At 66.4% G+C, this 19772-nt stretch carries 9 protein-coding genes; 1 reads left to right on the top strand and 8 read right to left on the bottom strand.

What is annotated here, in order from left to right; translation table 11 throughout:
- Position 1: 1 nt before the first annotated feature.
- The gene (locus ACGYLQ_RS04095) at positions 2-1312 is read right to left on the bottom strand and encodes an oligosaccharide flippase family protein (protein ID WP_394440615.1); all 1311 of its coding nucleotides are present in this window, start codon (positions 1310-1312) and stop codon (positions 2-4) included.
- A 159-nt stretch (positions 1313-1471) separates the two neighbouring features.
- On the opposite strand from ACGYLQ_RS04095, the gene ACGYLQ_RS04090 reads away from it, so the two are divergent.
- Positions 1472-2677, top strand: coding sequence for a glycosyltransferase (locus tag ACGYLQ_RS04090; protein ID WP_394440613.1), 1206 nt, complete (start codon positions 1472-1474; stop codon positions 2675-2677).
- Here the strand turns inward: ACGYLQ_RS04090 and ACGYLQ_RS04085 are convergent.
- From ACGYLQ_RS04085 to ACGYLQ_RS04055, 7 genes are read right to left on the bottom strand one after another with little or no spacing between them, the layout of a single operon-like run.
- On the bottom strand, positions 2674-3525 hold the full coding sequence (locus ACGYLQ_RS04085; RefSeq protein ID WP_394440611.1) for a glycosyltransferase family 2 protein: 852 nt from the start codon (positions 3523-3525) through the stop codon (positions 2674-2676). The genes ACGYLQ_RS04090 and ACGYLQ_RS04085 overlap by 4 nt on opposite strands.
- Positions 3516-6098: a hypothetical protein gene (locus tag ACGYLQ_RS04080; RefSeq protein ID WP_394440609.1), complete on the bottom strand. Its 2583-nt coding sequence runs from the start codon at positions 6096-6098 to the stop codon at positions 3516-3518. The genes ACGYLQ_RS04085 and ACGYLQ_RS04080 overlap by 10 nt, the downstream gene beginning before the upstream one ends.
- Entirely contained in the window at positions 6095-7039 is a 945-nt protein-coding gene (locus ACGYLQ_RS04075; protein ID WP_394440607.1) for a hypothetical protein, read from the bottom strand. The genes ACGYLQ_RS04080 and ACGYLQ_RS04075 overlap by 4 nt, the downstream gene beginning before the upstream one ends.
- A 4-nt stretch (positions 7040-7043) precedes the next feature.
- Positions 7044-7745 (bottom strand): 4'-phosphopantetheinyl transferase, encoded by a 702-nt coding sequence (locus ACGYLQ_RS04070; RefSeq protein WP_394440605.1) that lies wholly within the window; start codon positions 7743-7745, stop codon positions 7044-7046.
- Positions 7726-12309 carry a MupA/Atu3671 family FMN-dependent luciferase-like monooxygenase gene (locus tag ACGYLQ_RS04065; protein WP_394440603.1) on the bottom strand — a complete coding sequence of 1528 codons (4584 nt, stop codon included), beginning with the start codon at positions 12307-12309 and terminating at the stop codon, positions 7726-7728. The genes ACGYLQ_RS04070 and ACGYLQ_RS04065 overlap by 20 nt, the downstream gene beginning before the upstream one ends.
- Entirely contained in the window at positions 12309-13316 is a 1008-nt protein-coding gene (locus ACGYLQ_RS04060; protein ID WP_394440888.1) for a glycosyltransferase family 2 protein, read from the bottom strand. Before ACGYLQ_RS04060 ends, ACGYLQ_RS04065 begins: the two co-directional genes overlap by 1 nt.
- Positions 13316-19750 carry a type I polyketide synthase gene (locus ACGYLQ_RS04055; RefSeq protein WP_394440601.1) on the bottom strand — a complete coding sequence of 2145 codons (6435 nt, stop codon included), beginning with the start codon at positions 19748-19750 and terminating at the stop codon, positions 13316-13318. Before ACGYLQ_RS04055 ends, ACGYLQ_RS04060 begins: the two co-directional genes overlap by 1 nt.
- Between the last annotated feature and the right edge of the window lie 22 nt (positions 19751-19772).

Raw genomic sequence — 19772 nt, 5'->3', positions numbered from 1 at the left:
CTCAGACCGTGGCGCTCAGCCCCAGCACCCGATCCCAATGCAACCAAAGCGCCAGCGCGCCGAGCGCCAGCCCCAAAAGGGTAAAAAACAGATCATGCCGCGCGTCCCAGACGCCATGCGCCCTTGCGAGCCAGATCAGCACCAGATGCGACAGCACCATCGCGGCCCCCAACCCGATCAGCGCCCCCGGCAGACCGGCGGTAATTACCCCCGCCAGCAGTAGCCCCACTTGCAGGCTGGCCCTTGAGGCCGAAGAGATGAAGAACCGCCGCGAATCCCCAGCGGCCAAAGCCGCTTGATCATAGGTCATCCCGATCACCTGCGGCATCAGCGCCAGCGCCAGCATCACCAGAATCGCACCGCTTTGCAGATAGCGCGTGTCATAGAGGACCGAGACCAGCCACGGCCCCGCCAGTGCCATGACCACCAAGAGCGCCAGCAGCCCGCCGCTCAACCCATAGCGCATCCGCTTGAGCTTGGGATGGTCGCCGCCCCCCGCCTCTCGGTAGATCGGGATCATCACCCGCCCGGTGACATTCTGCCCCAGCAACAGCGGAAAGCTCGCCAGAAAATAACCGATATTGTAAATGCCCAACCCTTCGAGCGAGAGGAACTTGCCCAAGATCGCCTTGTCGCCCTGACTGGCAAAGAACCAGAACATGGTCGACAGGAAAATCCATTTGCCGAAATGCACCAACTCGCGCACCGCCGGACGCTCCCAGCGAAAGCGGTTGCCCGGTCCCGGCAGAAAGGCATGGGTCAGCGCCAGCTTCGCCAAGGCCCCCACCACACCGCCGATCACCAACGCCGCCACCGATTGATAGAGCGCCGCGCCCAAGATCATCACCGCGATGCCAATCACCTGCGATGTCAGGTCCAGCAGCGTCAGCCGCCCCATTTGCAGATGCCGATGCGCCGTTTCGATCCGTGTCGGATTGAACCCGGCCACCACGAGGCTCAGCGCCGCGATGGGCAGGTAGGTCAGCAGGAGCGGCTCGTCGTAAAACACCGCCACCGGCCATGCCAAAGCCGAGGCCACAAGCCACAGGCACGCCCCCCGGATCGCTTGGATCGTCCAGGCGGTATCGAGAAAATCCCGATCATCGCCACGCTTACTCTGCGCGATGGAGGGGGCGATGCCCACGTCCGAGAACAGTGTCAGCCCGACAATCACCACCTGTATCAGCGCCATCAGGCCAAAGGCTTCGGGGAAGAGCAGCCGCGTCAGGATCAGGTTCGACGCCAGCCGGATCGCCTGCGACCCGCCATAACCCAAGACGATCCAAGAGGTCGAGCGCAGTGCCCGTGCCATCAGGCGATTGCCGGTTACCGCTTGGGAAAGCTTGGAAAACACCCGTTGCTGCGCCTCTGCCAGTTCTCTGCGAAAGCTTAAAGCCTTGCCCGCCCTTGTGCCAGTGGCAAGCGGGCGGGTAACAAGGTTTATCAGCCCCAAGCCAAGGCCGCACCGCCCGTGAAGATCGCCTATATCCTCAACACCTATCCGCAGCCCTCGCATTCCTTCATCCGGCGCGAGATCGCGGCGCTCGAGGCGGCGGGCCATGAGGTGGACCGTTTCGCCATGCGCGGCCCCGATGTCCCTTTGGTCGATCCGCAGGACAAGGCCGAGGCGGCAGCGACCCAGTATGTGCTGGCCGCCGGTGGCAGCGCCCTCGCCCGTGCCAGTCTGCGCATGATGCTGCGCGCGCCGCGGCGGTTCGGCCAAGCGCTGCGCGACGTCTGGCAGGCCGCCCGCCGGGCCGAGACGGGGCTGGCCCGCCATCTGATCTATCTGGCAGAGGCCTGTTATCTGCGCGCCCGGCTTGAGGGGAGCGGCATCCAACATCTGCACGCCCATTTCGGCACCAACGCCGCGATGGTCGCGATGCTTTGCCACAGGTTGGGCGGGCCGCGTTATAGTTTCACCACTCACGGGCCTGAGGAATTTGACAGCCCGCGCGCCCTCTCGCTCGGCGCGAAAATCCACCACGCGGCCTTTGCCGTGGCGATCAGCCAGTTCGGGCGCAGCCAGCTGTGCCGTTGGGCCGACCCGGCGGATTGGCCGCGCATCAAGGTCGTGCATTGCGGCATTGAGCCCGCCAAATTCGCGGCCCCGGCCCCCCTGCCCGATGGCCCGCGCCGCCTCGTCTCCATCGGACGGTTTGTAGAGCAGAAAGGCCAGCTTGCCCTGATCGACGCCATAGCCCGGCTGCGTGACAGCCACCCCGATCTGCATCTCACCCTGATCGGCGACGGCCCCCTGCGCGGCGCGATCGAGGCCGAGATCGCCCGCCACGATCTACAAGCCCGCATCACCCTGACCGGCTGGGTCGATGAGGCCCGCGTGACGGCGGAACTTGGCACCGCCCATGCACTTGTGATGCCCAGTTTCGCCGAAGGTCTGCCCATGGTGGTGATGGAGGCGATGGCCGCCGCCCGCCCGGTGATCGCCACCTATATCGCAGGCACGCCGGAATTGGTGCAGCCGGGCGAGACCGGATGGCTGGTGCCCGCAGGCGATGTGGCGGCCTTGGCCGAGGCGATGGCCGCCCTGCACGACGCCCCCCTCACCGCGTTAGAGGAAATGGGCACGAAAGCCCGCAGGCGGGTCTTTGCACGCCATGATGTCGCCCGCGAGGCGGCGAAACTCGCCCAGCACATGCAAGAGGCCGCCCGCTAGCGCCCCCGCACCCAACGGTTCGCACTGCGCAGAACCGGCGCATGGATCGTGAGCCGCACGGCGACAAAGACCAGCGCGCCCAAGGGATCGGCCAGCGCCCGCCGCCAAAAGGGGCGCAGTCGGTCATGGGGATCGTCATTGCGCATCAATTCGGGGAACAGCCGCGCCACTTCGGCCACGCCTGCATCCTGTCGCCGGCGCACCCGCACCAGCGACGCGAAACCTTCGATCATCGGCCAATCATAGCGGGCGGGCACGGCGATGCGCTCCTCGGGGCGAAAGTTCAGCCGCGCGAAAGTGTCGTCCGAGATGATATCGGGCCACGCCCCCCACCGCGCCCGCCCGGCGCGGTTCATTGCAAAGACGCCAAAGCCCTGCACGCCATGGGTCATGAAACCGGTCGTCCGCCAGAACCGCGTGTAATGGCGCGTCACCCAATCGCCCGAGGTCGTCACCCGCGGCACCCCGCTGCCATAGCGCGGTGCGCCCCCGGCCAGCGCCTCTTGCAACTGGCTCAGCAAGGGCGGTGAGACCAGCACATCTGCGTCGAGATAGACCAGCACGCCCCCCCGCGCCGCCGCCTCGCCTGCGTTCCACGCGCCAAGCTTGCCGCCTTGGGCCAGTTCCAACACCCGCAACACCCAGCCCCGCGCCTCGAATGAGGGGATCGCCGCACGGGCGCGTTCGGCGGTGTTGTCCGAGCAGCCATTGGCCACGACGATGACCTCGACCGGCCCCGCGACCGGTTCCGAAGCGCGAAGGGCATCGAGGCAGGCGGGCAGCCAGTCGGCCTCATCATGGGCGGGGATCAACACGCTCACCCCTTGGAACGCGTTGGTCACTTCCATGCGGTCAAAGCATCCCACCGCGGATTGTCGTCCGCCAGATAGCGCAGCGCCCCCCAAGAGCCCCATTTCGTCGGCGCATAGACATCGGAGTAATGGGTGAAAAGCTGCCCGCCGACAGCCCGCCAGCCCGCCATCAGATCGGTATAGAGCGCGCCCATCTCGGGGGCGTAGTTCAGATGGTGAAAGAACGCGGTCAGCCCTTCGTCATTCACCTGCGCGCCGAGGCCGACCACATGGCTGCCGCCTTCGTACATCACCAGATCAAGGTCATGCGCCCGCGCCACGGCGGCGTGATGGGGCCAAACGCGGCCAATGAGATCGGCCAGCGTGTCAGTCTCCAAACCGCTGGTGCCCCCGTTGCGCAGGTCCTGCGCCGCAAGAGCCGTGGCCGCATCAAAGCGGTGGGCCGCGATATAATCGGCCAAAGCCGTGCCGCTCAGCCGCTGCGCCTCCCCCTCGGCGCGAGCCTCAGCAAGGCTATCGGCCAGCCAGCCGCTGACCAATTCGGCATTCTCCTCCAACCCCAGCACGCCGCCGAAATACCCGGTGATCGCATAGGCATCAAAGGCGGTGGCGGGGGCGCTGTTGCCCGCCTGCTCGGCCACGTAGAGCGGCGCGTCCAAGGCTTCGCGCTCAAGCCCTAACCACCCGGTTTGGCTCGCGATCACATTGCGCAGCCGCGCCTCGGCCTCTCCGCCGAAAACATCCGTCCAGATGCGTGCCACTTCGGCGGCCCGCAGGCCATAGAACTGCATCCCCTTCTCGGCCTCATCCCAGCGGGCCTGCGCCATCTCATCGGCCCATTGGGTCTGGGCGAATTGCCAGTTCCACACCTCGTTCGAGAACTCCACATAGGCTTTGCGTTCGCCCTCCAACGCCTCTTCGACATAGGTCGCGAAAGCGGTCACATAGCCATCATCCGCCAGATGCGGCATGTTGAACCACGGGTCGATCCCCAGTTCATTGGCCAATGCGACCATCACCTCCACTGGGACGCCGCGCAGGGCATAGGTCACATCCTCCGGGCGCGGGCGGTCTTCCCAAGTGGCGATGGGGCTGTCGTTGGTGGCCATCCAATCCATGAAGCGCAGCACCTTCATCCCCGTCAGATGCCGCGTCCAATCAGGGTTGAAACGCGCCCCGGCGTCGTAATCGGCCACGCGGTCTTCGCGGACCACGGTGATCTCACGCGGCGGGTTGTTGCGGTGCATGCGCTGGATGCGAATGTCGACACTGCCCGGCCCCGGCGCATAGTCGAACCGCACCTCGTTCTTGCCATAGCGTACATTCTCGGCCCGGCCCGTGACCTCGATCACGCCCTGCCCTTTGAAGCGGAGCAGATAGCGGCCCTTGAGCGTCGTTGCCTGCGCTGGCATGTCGGTGAGGATCAGCGTGCCAATGCTGCCCAGTTCGCGCGGCATCTTCACCGGCCAGCCCTCGGCATTGAGATAGCCGCCTTTGACCAGTTGCGCATATTCCATCCCGCCAAAGCGCCCCGCGACATGGCCAAGCCACGGGCGGGCGGTTTTCATCAGGTCAAGAAAGGGGGTCTGCACGCTCCAATCCGCAATGGCGGCAAGGCCGATGCCCATGTCGCGGGTGCCCGCAACGGCCTCCTCAGGGGCGGTAATCTTAAATGGGGCTGGCGGATCGAGAGGTTTCGCCGCCTCGGGCACATCGCTGGCCGGGCTGGGCGCGGGCGGGCCGGTCGGGGCTATCGGCGCGGTCTGGGCGTTGTCCTCGGCCACTGGCCGCGTCGCGGGGGGCGCCGGCATCACGGCACCGCCCTGATAGTCCTGCACCGCCTCCCAGGCCACCCGTTGCAGGGCGCGGGCAAGATCAGGCTCCGGCGTGTCGAACGCCTTGCCCCAGCGATCATTGAAATCCATCGGGAGCCCGAGCGGGTCTTTGCCCGTCAGCGTGGCATATTGCACCATGGCGACGAAGTAGTGGCCGAGGTCGTTCAGATGGATGTCATCCGCAAAGAGCGCGTCGATCCCGGTCAGCCCGGGGAGGTTTTCGGCAGCGATTTCATCATAAAGCCGGGCCATCGCTTGCCCGGCTGGGATCACCTCGATCGTCGCTTTCTCCGAACTGCGCACCGCCGATGCGATCCCCTCCCACGCGGGCAGATCGCTCTCCAACCTCTCGCGCCACGGGATATGGGCGTGATCGTCATAGGCCACCGCCTCCCCGCTGCCGCTTTTCAGCGAATGCCATGTCTCTTGCAGATAGACTTTCACTTCCGGATTGGCCGCCGCCGCAAGATCAAAGAAGGCCTGTGCATAGACTTCGGTGTCCGACCAGCGGGTGTGATTGGCCAGCGGGATCGCCTCGGTCAGGATGAGATGGGTGATGTCCCCCTCGGGCAGCAGCGCACGGGCATTCACGCCCTCGGCCCGATCCGATTCATCCCAATTGTAGCGCAGGGGCGCGCCGTTGATGATCTGCGCGCGCACCTCGCCTTGGCCCACCCCGGCGCGCAGCGCCTCTTGCAGCATATCCGGCCCGTCGGCCCCGAAAAGACTGTGGCCCACCATCAGGACCGAGAACAGCCCGCCCAGACCGCTCATGCCGCGACCCCGCTGTCGGGATGGGCGCGGACCACGTCCCAGACCACCTGTTGCATCAGTGCGGCGGCCTCCGCGCTTGGGGCCTGCACCGGGGTGCCGTCGGCGCGCAGCAATTCGTGCGGCAATCCTGCCGGGTCGCGGTGATAGAGGGTCGCGTAATGGGTCAGCGCCACGAGGTAAGCCCCCTGATCGTTAAAGTGGATCGTATCGGGGCGGCCATTCTCATTGCGCGAAAAGAGGTCATGCAGGCTGATGATACCGCCCACCCCGCCAGCGGCATCGACCGCGCGGACAAAGGCCGCAATGACCTGCCCCGCGGGGATCAGATGAATGGGCACCTCCGCTTCCTGCAAAGCGGGGTAGATCACCTGCCGCCGCCAGTATTTATCCAAGTCCCGGTCGATGCGATTGAGCCAGCCGTGGCCGTCATCCGTATGGTGCCAAGTCTCATAGAGGTAGACGCGGATGTCGGGCCGGGCGGCATGGGCCAGCTGCGCCCAATGGGCAAGGTGGTCGGGGCTGTCGTGATAGCGGATGGCATCGGCGATCTCGACCATCTCGGTCAGCACCAACGCGTCGTAATCGCCCGAGCCGATGGCCGCCCGGGCGGGCCGGTGCTGCGCGTGATCGTTGGAGCGCTCGAACCCGTTCACAGGCACATCCGGCTCCCAATGATCGCGCAGCGAACTGCCCCACCCGGTCTGGCTCTGATAGCTATGCCCCGCCCCCGCCAACTGCGCCAACATCGCGGGCATGTCGCGGCCCACCAGCGAATGCCCCAGATGATAGACCTGCAGCGGTCCCGAAGGCGCGCTCAGCGGCGTGGCATAGAGTTCCTCCGCCCGGTCCTGCAACTGCGCCCGGCGAAAGATCCAAGACCCGCCGCCGAGGCTGGCAAGCGCGGCGCCCCCCAGAAAGAGACGGCGTGAAAGTGCGACCATGAGATCAAGCTCCTTTGCGATCAATCTGCCCAATCGCCACCCCGCTGACAAGGTGGCCCGCCACCGACGCGATCCGCCCCGGCAGCTTATCGCCGCGGCTAAAGCCCTCTGTGTCTTGGGTAAATCGCGCGTCGAAGGTGGTATTACCGCCAGATAGGGTGACCTCAAGTCGATCAAAGCCAAAAAGCGCCTTGGTCGTTGGGTACTGCGCCTTATAGGCCGCCTCCTTGGCGCAGAAGATATGTTTCGCAGCCGCTAGGTCCGCACCGCCGAGGCGGGTGAATTCCGCCGGAAGGCAGATTTCGGTGAGCAGGTCTGCGGGCAGCGGGCTGTCGTCTTCGATATCGACGCCGAGGGTCTCCACCTCTGCCCTGCGCGCCAGAACCGCGATGCACCAGTCGTCACAGTGGCTGATGGACCCGGTCAGCCCGGGTGGCCAAATCGGCGCGCGGTCGGCGCTGGCCAGCACCGGCGCGGGCGGATGACCAAGTGCCTGCATCGCCTCCCGCGCGGCGTGGCGTCCGGCGGTGAATTCGGCGACCCGTTTGGGCTGTGCCCGTGCGATGAGGGCGGCTTCGCCCGCCAGCAAGGGCGGATAGGCTCTGCCGGGGCGGGTCACGGCGACGGCGACCGGCAGATCGAAAAGAGCCTGAACGGCGGTCCTGATCTCGCCCTCCGCCGTCACCTCAACCGCGCCCGCGGCCACGCGCGGCCCGCATGAGGCGACGTTTCGACATGGTCTCGGACCGCGCGGGCGTCTCGGCGGCGGAGGGTGGCTTGGCCGGTGCGGCGGGCTTGCCCCCCAGCCCGTCGATATGTGCCGCCAGTCCGGCGAGGGTCGGGAAACGGAAGATATCAGTGATTGACAGGGCGCTGACGCCCAAGGCCGCCTTGATGTCGCGATGCGCCTGTACCGCCAGCAGCGAGTGGCCGCCGAGGGCAAAAAAGTTATCCTCGCCGCGAATGTCCCCTACCCCCAAGAGCGCGCTCCAGACCTGCGCGATCGCCGCTTGGCTGCCGCCCGCGGGCGTCTCGGCCTCCGGCGCGGCAGGGGCCGGCGCGCTTTGTCGGCTCGGGGCGGGCAGCGCCTTGCGGTCGATTTTCTTGTTCGGCGTCAGTGGCATGGCAGAGAGGGTGACGATGGCCTGCGGCACCATGATATCAGGCAGATGCGCGGCCAATTGCCGCCGCGCAGCGTCGCTATCCACCGTCTTTTCCGCGACCACATAGCCAACCAACTGCGCGCCACCCTGCCCGGCATCCTCGCGCAGCACCGCCACGGCTTGGCGCACGCCCGGCAGCTCGGCAAGACGCGCCTCAACCTCACCCAGCTCAATCCGATGGCCACGGATCTTGACCTGCGCATCGGCGCGGCCCTCGAAATGCAGCACGCCCTCGGCGTCCATCCGCACCAGATCGCCCGTGCCGTAAAGGTGGCCCCTGCCGGTGAAAGGATCGTCGATGAAACGCGCCGCCGTCATCTCGGCCCGTTGCCAATAGCCCTGCGTGACGCCATCGCCCCCGATCCATAGCTCCCCCGGCGCACCGATGGGCAGCGGCTGCTGCGCGGGGTCGAGTATATGGACCTGCGTATTGGCGATTGGCGTGCCGATGGGCGCGGTGGTGGCCTCGGCACTGTCGAGCATATGGGTCGTGGACCAGATCGTCGTCTCGGTCGGGCCATACATGTTCTGGATCTGCGCCGAGGTCGCCGCGCGCAGCCCGCGCAGCAGGGTGCCGGGCAGCGCCTCCCCCCCGATCATCAGCGACTTGATCCGCGCCAAAGCGCCGCGCGCCTCGTCGTTCATCACCATCATCTGCGCCATCGAAGGCGTGCATTGCAGATGGGTCACCCCGTGGCGAATGATCTGCGCGGCGATGGAGTGGTCATCCGCCGCCGGTTGCCCGCCCGCATTGGCGCGGCGCAACACCTCGGCCAAGGGCGCAAGCCCCGCCATCACCTTGTCGGTCGGAATGCCATAGTCGATCAGACAGGCGATCTCATCCACGCCGATCCGCTTGAGCTGCTCGGCCCGCGCCAGACCATCGGCCACGGTGCCGAACATGCCGCTGTCGTTGAAATAGCGCTGAAAGGCAAACTCAAGGATCGCGTCCATTTCCTCGGGCGAGAGACCTTCGAGGTCGATCTCAAACGGATTCGTCGTGCCCGCCGGTTTCTTGAAGGCCGGGAAGGCCCAAGCGTATTGTTTGATCAGCCCCGCTGCCGAGCGCAGGTAGTCCTTCATCGGCTCGCGCGCCGTCTCTTCGGCCTCGGCGCGGGTCTCGGCGAGATAGCTGTGCAGCATGACGGTGACCCGATGGTCCGCCGGATCATGGCCCGCCGCGCGCAGGGCGTCGTGGTAAATATCGATCTTATCGGCAACCTCTTCCACGGACTGCCCCAGCAGGTGGGTCAGCACATTGGCCCCGATCTCCCCCGCTTCTTTCCACGTCTGCGGATTGCCCGCCGTGGTCACCCAAATCGGCAGTTTGTCAGAGACGGGGCGCGGCTGGGTCACCACCGCGTGGGGCGTGCCATCGGCGCGGGGGAACTCTACCGGCTCCCCGGCCCAGAGCCTGCGCAGCTGGTCGATGGCGTCATACATCGCGGGCTTGTTTTCGGGCGGCGTGTTCTCCGGGCGCAGCACGAAATCGTCGGGTTGCCAACCGCTGGCGATGGCGAGGCCGACGCGCCCATTGGTCAGATTGTCGATCACCGCCCATTCCTCGGCGATCCGCGCGGGATGGTGCAGAGGCGCCACGCAAGACCCGGCCCGCACATCGAGGTTCTGCGTCACCGCCGCCACAGCCGCACCGGTAACGGAGGGGTTGGGGTAAGGGCCGCCGAAGGCATGAAAGTGCCGCTCGGGCGTCCAGACCGCGTTGAACCCGTGGGCATCGGCGAATTTCGCCCCTTCAACTAGCAGTTCGTATTTCTTGGGGCCGACGCCATCGTCATTGCCCCAGTAGAACAGGTTGAAGTCGATCCTGCGGTCGCTCGTGGCAATTGGGCCGTTCGACATGAGCGCCCGGCTGTCATCGCCCGCCAGCACCAGTTTAAACCCCCGCGCGAGGGTCCAAAACAGCTCCAAGACCGAAATGTCGAAGCTGAGGCTTGTCACGGCAAGCCAGACCGCCCCCGCCTCTTGGTCGATCCGGTCGTCCATCCCGGCAAAGAAATTCGCCACATTCCCATGGCTGACCATCACCCCCTTGGGCGTCCCGGTCGAGCCGGAGGTGTAGATCAGATAGGCAAGGTCATCCGGCCCGGCGCTGGCGGTTGGGTTCGCCGTCGGTGCTGTGGCAAGGCGCGGGTCGCGGTCGATCTCAACCACCTGCGCGCCATGCGCGGGCAGGCTGGCGGTGAGGGCCGATTGCGTGACCACGATAGATGCGCCGCTGTCCGAGAGGTAGTGCGCCAGACGGTCCGCCGGATAGGCTGGATCAAGCGGCACATAGGCGGCCCCGGCTTTCAGGATGCCAAGCGTGCCGACCAGCAGGTCCACCCCCCGTGCGACGCAAAGGGCCACCGGCATCCCCGGTCCCACCCCCCTATCGCGCAGCAGATGCGCCAATTGGTTGGCGCGGGCGTTCAATGCGGCGTAGCTCAGCGTCTCACCTTCAAAGACCAACGCGGGTGCCTCGGGGGTGCGCTCCACCTGCGCCTCGAAAGCGGCGTGGATGGTGTGGGGGTCATAGGCGCGCGTCGTCGCGTTGACGCGGGCCAAGGTCTGCGCCTCGGTTTCTGGAAGCGCCCAGACGGTGCCGCAGTCCGAGGCCTCGATGATCTTGGCAAAGGCCGCCTCGAAGCGCGCGGCGAGGAGGTCGACCGCGGCGTCGGACAGCCGCGCGCTGTCGGCAAGAAGCCGCGCCCCCTGTGGGGTGAGGCAGAGGCACAGCGCCGCTCCCGCAAGCGGCTCATCGCTAAAGGAGATCGCGAAATCCGGGGCGGCAACCATATCAATCGCCGGATCGCGCAGCGGCAGGTCGCGGGCGAAACCCGCGGCATGCTTCGCGCGGGTGAGTTGCGAGTCTAGCTGAGCCAGCAGTTCCGCCATCGGTGTCTCCGCCTCTGCCGTGATGGTGATCGGCAGCCAATCGGCGATGAGCGGTGCTGGCGCGCCTTCACGCAGCAAAGCGATGCCGCCTTCGGTGGCCCCGGCGCTGCGCAGCGCGACAAGGGCTGCGGCGGCGACTTGGTGCAACGGGTCGCTTCCCTGCGGCAAGGTGATCTCCCGCGCCACCCATGTCTCCGGCGTTTCGGTTGCGGTGGCCAAGGGGACCGGCAGCGCGTCGAAGCTGGTCAGAGCGCGCCGCCAATATGCCTCATCAGCCGGTGCCGGAACCGGGCCTGCCGTCTGGGGCAACATATCCCCGGGGGCGAAAAACTGCGCCAGTGCAACGCTTTCGCCCGCCATATCGCGCAGGTCATGGAGGGCGATATGCCCGTCCTGCGCCGCCACGATCACCCGCGCCTCGTCGACCTCAACAACCTCGCCGGGCGTGCCGCCCTGCCCCTGCGCGCGTTCCACGCGGGGCACGGAGAGCACCGCGCCACCCGTGCCCAGAATTTTCGCCGTGGTCAGCGGGTTCCAATAGCTTCCGAAATCAAGGCCACGGACCAGCGCGCCGATCTCCTCCGCCGTCTTGGTAAAATCGATCAGCCCGCCGTTCTCGGGCCGTTTGTCCTTCGCGAAATAGCTGCGCTGGCTCAGGTCTTGGGCGGTGCCTTGCAGGCTGCCGCTTTCCAACTGGGCCAGAACCTCGCCAAAGCTTTCCATCCCGGCGGCGTAGCATTTGGAATTTAGGCTAAAGGCCGTCTCATCGGCTGCGATATCAACCTCGCGCTGCGCCAGCAGGTCGCCGGTATCGACGCCGGTCTCGATCAGATGCCAACTGACCCCATGCCGCGCCTCGCCATTGATGATCGCCCAAGCGGGTGTGTTGAGCCCGGCATAGCGCGGCAGCGGACCATCGTGAAAGTTGACCGCCCCGCGTTTGGGCAGCGCCAGAACTGCATCGGGGATCAGCCGCAGGTTGGCGATGCTCAACAGCCAGTCGGCGGACAGCCCCATCGGCAAGAGTTCTTCAGCATCGCGGCAGAGCGCCAGCCCCTGCCCCTCGGCCCAAGCGCGCACCGCGTCGTCGCGGGTGATCACGGCAGCGATCCGGTGCCCGCCCGCCAGCAGCATGTCGCCGCAGGCGATGGTCAGGGATTCGTCGCCCATCAAGAGGGCGGTGAACGGGTCTGTCTTAAAGCTGACGGTCATCAACGGTCCTCCGTGGCGGGGCTACGGCTTGGGTCTTGAACGGCGGGGGCCGCGCGCCGCGCGGTGAGCGCATGGGCCGCAAGATCGCGATAGAAACCCGGCGCGTCTTCCGGGCGGCGCCCGGTGAGCAGGCAGCGCAGATGGTGCACCCCGCCCCCGGCAAGCCGGGCGAAGGTGGCCAGTGCGGCATAGGCGCGGCCATGGTTCTTGACAAAATAGCGGTGGCGGCTGTCGAACCAATAGCGCGGCATGCGCCGCCATTCCTTCATCCCGGTGGAGACTGAGCCAACATGCACGCAGCGCGCCTGCGGCACATACCAGCAGTCCCAGCCCGCCCGCGCTGCCCGCAGGCAAAGGTCGGTTTCCTCATAATAGAGGAAATAGGCTTCGTCGAAGAGGCCGATCTCGGCCAGCATGTCCCACCGCATCATGACGCTGGCCCCGGCCACCCAATCGACCTGCGCCGCCTTTTCTGGCTGGGGCGGCGCCACGACCGAGGCAGAGAGCAGCCGCGTCAGCGGGCCAAAGCGCGCAGCGGCCTCCAACTCTCCGGCGGCAGAGGGGAAACGAAAGGCAGTCGCATGAGGCACATCATCCTCCCCGCGCACATGGCTTCCGGCCAATCCGGCGCGGGGGTGGTTTTGCAGATGATCCAGCAGCGCCCCGATACAGCCGCGATCGAGGAAGGCATCCGAGTTCACCACATGCACGAAATCCGGCGCGGACCCGTCGGACATCCCAGCCCGCATGGCCAAGTTGTTGCCCGCGCCAAAGCCGCCATTGCGGGGCGATGCGATCAGCCGCACCCGGTTGCCCGCGCCCCAGCCCCGCGCAGCGATCTCCTGCGCCAGTAGCGCGGCAGAGCCATCGCCGCTGTCATTGTCGACGATCACCAATTCGGCACCCGCATCGGGCATATCGGCCAATGCGGCCTCAGCCGCGCGCAGGGTCATCTCTGCGGTGCGGTAATTGAGGATGACGACCAACAGGCGGGGCGGTTGTTGCATCATTCCGCCGCCGTGGCTTGGGTGTGGTCGTGGCCTGCGCCTTCGGCCAGGGCCGCCGCAATCACCTCGGCCAGTTCTTGCGCCAGCACGGTCACATTCGGGGCCAGCACCATGCTGACGTGATCGCCCGGCACTTCGATCACCTGCAAGCGCGGCGCGTATTGCCGCCACTGGTTGTCCTCATAGACATATTCCTTCTCCGCCGTGACATACTGCCCGTCAGAGACCGCCCAATGCCGATCCAGCGGCGGGCGGAACAGGGTCATTGGTCCGTCCCACTGCGGGGTTTCATACCGTCCCACCGCGCGGAGGAACGCCGCCTGAATGCGCAGGCTGTTAAAGGAAACCCCCTCGCCCTCGCCGCTCGTCTCTTTCGGCGCCCGGCGCCGCTCACGCTCCCACGCCCAGCGGTTGCGCGCCCATTCCAGCAGATAGGCCGGGCCTTTGCGGCGCAATTCGGCCAGTTTGATATGCGCCTTGTCGATCTTGCTGAGCGACGGGCGTACGGGCAACGGCGTGTCGAGCATCGCAAGAACGGCCACCTCCTGCCCCGCGGCCTTCAACTGCTGCGCCATCTCATAGGCCGTGATCCCGCCGCCGGAGTATCCAGCCAGCAAATAAGGCCCTTGGGGCTGCAAGGCGCGTATTTCGGTGATGTAATCCGCCGCGGCGGTTTGCACCTCTTCATGGGGGGCCGCGTCCCCGATCAGCCCACGGGCCTGCACCCCATAGACCGGGCGCTCATTGCTAAACGGCAGGGCAAGATGGCGCAAGTTCAGCACATTGCCGAACATCCCTGCGACCACGAACAGCGGTGTCGCGTCTCGCGAGGACTGGTTGAGCGGCACGAGGTAGTCAAAGCGCTGTTGCGAGCCCGCCGCCTCTGTCTCGACCGCCTCCGCCTGCGCCAAATCCCCGCGCTCCGCCGCGATCAGCGCTGCGCATTTGGCGATGGTCGGCGCTTCGAAAAGGACGGAGATCGGGAACTCCACCTTGAACTCACGCTTGACCGCCGCGAAGAGGCGCACAGCGATCAGGGAATGGCCGCCGAGGTCAAAGAAACTGTCCTCGACCCCCACGGGGCTGACGCCCAAAAGGTTCGACCAGATCTCGGCCAACCGCTCTTCGATCCCGTTGCGCGGCGCCACGAAGGAGCCGTCGAGATCGGGCCGCTCAAAGCTCTGCCCTTGGGTGGCGGCATCGGTCAGCGGCGCATCGGCCTGCGCGATCAGCCCTTGCAAGGGCAGCGAAGAGACCATGACCTGCGGCGCCTCCAACGCCAGCGCGCGGCGCAGCGCCTCTGGCCCCTCCTGCGCGCGGATGCCTTGGCGCACCAGACGGGCCAGACGCTCTTCGGCGGGGCTGAGGCTCTCGCTGCTGTCGGCATCTTCAAAGGTCACTTCGCGGGCGTCGGGCGGGGGCACATCGGCAAAGGCCCCTTCAAGCCGCTTCATCGCGAAATCGCGAACCTCGACCAGAACCATGCCCTGCGGATCGGTGATCGTCACGTCGAAACGAGCCAAACCCTCGGCCCCCGTACCTTTGGCTAGCCGAACATGCGAGCGGACCTCGGCAGGCAGCGGGGCGTGGAGCGTGATCTCCCCATAAGACAGCGGCACCCAAAGGTGGCGCGCGGCATAGCCGGGGATCAGCGCCATGGCCCAGCCAGTGGCGATATCCATCAGACCGGGGTGCATCAGGTAGCCTTCGGCCAGATCACCCTGTGCTGCCTCGGGCAGGTGCAATGTGGCGATGCCCTCACCCTGCCCGAGGGCGGTGCATTGCAGCACATGCCAGCGCGGGCCGAACTTCAAATGTGCCTCTTGAACAGCGGGCAGACGGCGCCCGGGGGCGGCCTCGGCCACATCCTCGCAACGGGCGGCGATGGCCGCGAGGTCAAGCGGTTCGGCACTGTCGCCCGCCGGAGACATCCGCGCTTGGACATGCAACTGCCACGCAAGCTTGCCGTTGACCACACAGGCGCTGCGCAACTCGGCGGCAAAGCCCGCGCCCTCAGGCGTCAGGGTGATCTTGATCCGACGCTGCGCCCCATCGGCCAGCGGCAGGGGGCGCAGGAAATAGAGGTCTTGCAGAGTGAAGCCGTCTAGCCCTTGGGCCGCCGCCGCTTCGGCCAAAAGCTCGATATAGCCCGTGCCGGGCATGATCGCGCGGCCATCCAAGGTGCGGTGTTGGTCAAGCAGCCAATGCGAGGCTGCAACCTCGGTCGTGAATTCGGGCGCGCCGCTCTCACCTGACCCGGCGGTTTCCAGCAGCGCTGCCTTGATCGGGCGGGCGGGCAGCGCCACGGCACCGCCGCCGCCAAGGCTTTCTGCCGCCATGCCGACATCGGCCCAAACGCCCCAGTTCACCGCCACCACGCGGGTCTGCGCCGCGCGCCGCGATTGCGCAAAGGCGTTGAGCCAGGCATTGGCCGCCACATAATCCACCTGCCCCGCCGCGCGGGTCGCGGTGGAGGTCGAAGAAAAGAGCACCATGAGGTCGAGCGTGCCATCGGGCAGCAGTTGATCCAAGACCCGCAGCCCCTGCACCTTGGGCGCAAGCACCGCGTCGATATTGGCATCCGTCTTGGCTAAAAGAGGCGCGTCGTCCAGCACCCCCGCGGCATGGATCACCCCCGTCAGCCCGCCGTGGCGCGCGGTCAGGTCGTCGATCACCCGGCGCATCTGCGCAAGGTTGGCGACATCAGCCCGGGCCACCTCGACCGCCCCGCCCGATTGCGCCGCCTTGGCCTCAAGCCGCAGGATAGCCCGCAGGCGCCGCGCCGTGGCATCCGCCGGGCCGTGGCTGGCAAGGTAGCTGTCCCATTCATGGCGCATCGGGAGGGCCGCGCGGCTCAGCAGGATCACGCGGGTGCCGGACGTCTCCAAAATATCCGCCGCGAGGGTCAGGCCGATGCCCCCGAAACCGCCGGTGATGAGGTAGCTTCCCTGTGGCTTCCAGCCCGGCAGATCAGCCTCGGGCAGCGCGGCGGCGCGGTAGCCCAACTCATAGCGGCGGCCAGCACGATGGGCGACTTGGAGGTTGGCGGGGGTCGCCAAAAGCTCTTCGATCAGGTCCACGGGATCAATCACCGGCGCGGGCGCCACCGGTTTCGCGAACCATCCCGAAGGGGCCACAGGCGCGGCCTCGGGCAGGTCGATCTGAGTTGCCGTCAGCCCCGGCACCTCGCGCGCCATGACCCCGACGGGGCCAGAGATGAGCGCTTTTTCGGGATAGGCCAGCCCCTCCTCCGCGACCTGCGCGGCACCGGTGGTGAAAACGCTGAGGTGCAGCGGCGCGGGGTTCTCGGCCTCGGCCAAGGACTGGGCGAGCCACGTCAGGCTCCAGAACCCCTGTTCGATATTGCGGTCAAACCGGCTGGAGCCGGGGCGCGGGGCGGCCTGATCATCGGTCAGCCAGAAATGCGCGATCCGGTCGGGCCTCTGCCCATCGGCGTCAAGCGCCGCGATCAACTGGTCATAGCCCGACCGCCCCTGTTCGGCGGCGAGCGTGAAATGATCGGCACTGACGCGGTCAAAGGCATCCCCCGCCGTGACCTCCACCACCCGGTGCCCTTCGGCCCGCAACCGTGCCGCCGCCTCGGCCCCCAGCCCCGCCGTGTCGGAAAAGACGAGCCAGTTCAGCGGACCGGGGAGGTCCAAATCCCGTTCAGCATAGCGCGGTTGCCAATGCGGCAGCGCGCCCCAGTCGTCGATATCCTCCAGCCGTTGCAGCGGTTGCTCGGCAGGGCGCGCCGCCGCCTCACCCGGCTCGATGAAATAGCGCGCGCGTTGGAATTGATAGGTCGGCAGCACCACGCGGTTGCGCCGTGCCTCGCCCCAGCTCTGCGCCCAATCGGCCTCGACCCCGCAGGCCCAGAGCCGCCCGATCACCCCGAGGAAATAGGCATCATCCGCGATCTCTTGCTCGGGGTGGCGCAGCGAAGACATCACCTGCCCCGGGGCCACATTGGCGTGCATCTGCGCCAAGGCGGAAAGCGCCTTGCCCGGCCCGACCTCAAGGAAAACCCGCAGCGTATCACTGCTCAGAGTATTGATGCAATCGGCGAAATTCACCGTGTGGCGAAGCTGCTCGACCCAATAGTCGGGGTCCGTCGCCATCTGCGCCGTGATCACCTCGCCACTGCGGTTCGACAAGAAGGGCATCTGCGGCGGGCGCAGGTCAAGTGTGGCGACAAAGGCACGGTAACGGTCAAGGATTGGGTCCAACATCCGCGAATGCGCGGCGATGTCGATGGCGATGCGCTGATGGTCAAGACCGGCGGCGTCGAGCCGCTTTTGCAGCGCCTCCAGCGCGTCTTCGGGGCCGGAAACGGCGATTAGCTCCGGGCCGTTGACGCTGGCGATATCAAGCGCGTCGCCCAGAAGCGGCGTGATCCGGTCAAGCGGCGCGGCAATGCTGATCATCCCGCCCGATGGCACCTCATCAAAAAGCCGCCCGCGCAGCAGAACGAGGTCGATACACTCTTCAAAACGCATCACCCCGGCAAGACAGGCGGCGACATTCTCGCCCATGGAATGCCCGACCATCGCGGCGGGTTTCACGCCCCAAGACAGCCAAAGCTGCGCCAGCGCATATTCAACGATCATGATCAGCGGCAATTGCACCGAGGGGCGTTTCAGCTTGGCCTCGGCTGCCGCGCGGCCTTCAGGCTCTGGCAGCCAGATCGCGCGAATGTCGTAGTTGAGTTGCGGGGCCAGATGGGCCAGCCCCCGGTCCATCCATTCGGCAAAGACCGGCTCGGTCTCGTAAAGATCGCGAGCCATATCGGCATATTGCGCGCCGCCGCCGGGGAACATGAAAACGACTTCGGGATCGGGGCCGAGGTGGTCATGGGTAAAGACGCGGCGGCTGTTGCCCGCCTCTAGCAGGGCAGCGGCCTCCTCATGGCTTTCGGCCACCAAGACGCGGCGTTTGTCAAAACCGCGACGGCCCTCTTTCAGGGTGAAGGCCACATCGGCCAAGGGCTGTTCGGGATGGGCGCGCAGATGTGCTGCGAGCGCGGCGCTATTGGCATCCAAGGCCGCCTTGCTGCGCCCCGAGAGACAGAGCACATGGAAAGGGAAATCGCTGTCTTCCGAGGCCGCGCGGGTCGGTGCCTCTTCCAAGATCATATGCGCATTGGTGCCGCCCACGCCAAGCGCATTGACCGCGGCGCGGCGCGGGGTGCTTTGGCCGGGCCAGTCATAGAGCCGGCCATTGACGCGGAAGGGCGAGCCCTCAAAAGGGATCGCCGGATTCGGCGCCTCATAGCCTAGCGAGGGCGGGATCTGTTGGTGGTGCAGCGACAGCGCCGCCTTGGCCAGCCCCGCCACGCCCGCCGCGGTGTCGAGATGGCCGATGTTGGTCTTGACCGATCCGATCCGGCAGAAGTCTTCGGCCTGCGTCTCGGCGCGGTAGGCTTGGGTCAGCGCGGCCACCTCGATCGGGTCGCCCAGATAGGTGCCGGTGCCGTGGCATTCGACCATGCCGATGCTCTGCGCCGCCACGCCTGCATCATCGAGCGCGCGGGCGATGGCGGCGGTCTGCCCGTCCACGGAAGGTGCCAGATAGCCCGCCTTGGCCGCCCCGTCGTTGTTCACCGCCGAGCCTTTGATGACCGCCCAGATGTGGTCACCATCCGCGACAGCATCCTCCAACCGCCGCAGCGCCACGGCGCCTGCGCCAGAGCCAAACACGGTGCCCTGCGCGCGGTGGTCGAAAGCGTGGCATTCGCCATCGGGCGAGAGGATCTCGTTTTCCTTGAATTCATAGCCGCGCCCCTGCGGCAGTTCGATCGTTACCCCGCCGGCCAGCGCCATGTCGATCTCACCCGCGCGCAGCGCCTGCGCGGCGTAGTGGATCGCCACCAGCGAGGTCGAACAGGCGGTTTGCAGGTTGATCGACGGGCCTTTGAGGTCAAGCACATGGCTCACCCGGGTCGAGAGGAAATCCTTGTCGTTCCCGGTATGGCGCAGCAGGAACATGCCCACGTCGTCGACGAGGTCTGGGTTCGAGCAGATGTTGAAATAGAAATAGCTCCCCATGCCGCAGCCAGCATAGACGCCCACCGGGCCGGAAAGGCTTTCGGGCATATGGCCCGCCTGTTCCATCGCCTCCCATGCCACTTCAAGAAACTTGCGGTGCTGCGGGTCGAGGATGGCGGCGTCTTTTGGCGAGAAGCCAAAGAACTCCGCATCGAACATATCGTAGCCGGGCATATCGGCAGTGACGGGCACATAGTTTGGCCGGGCCATCCGCTCAGCGCTCTCTCCGGCGGCGCGCAGCTCTGCCGCTTCGCGGCGCTTGAGCGCGCTCACCCCATCGCGCAGGTTCGCCCAATAGGCATCGATCCCTTCGGCGCCGGGCACCGTCACCGACATGCCGACGATCGCGATGTCACCGCGCGAAAGAGTGTTGTCCGTGCTATTCATTGCGACACATGTCCCACCGCCC

Origin of the sequence: Sulfitobacter sp. 1A12779 (genome assembly GCF_043557315.1) — a bacterium.
In the GTDB taxonomy this organism is placed as follows: Bacteria; Pseudomonadota; Alphaproteobacteria; order Rhodobacterales; family Rhodobacteraceae; genus Sulfitobacter; species Sulfitobacter faviae.
This window is presented reverse-complemented; position numbering and strand designations above follow the sequence as displayed.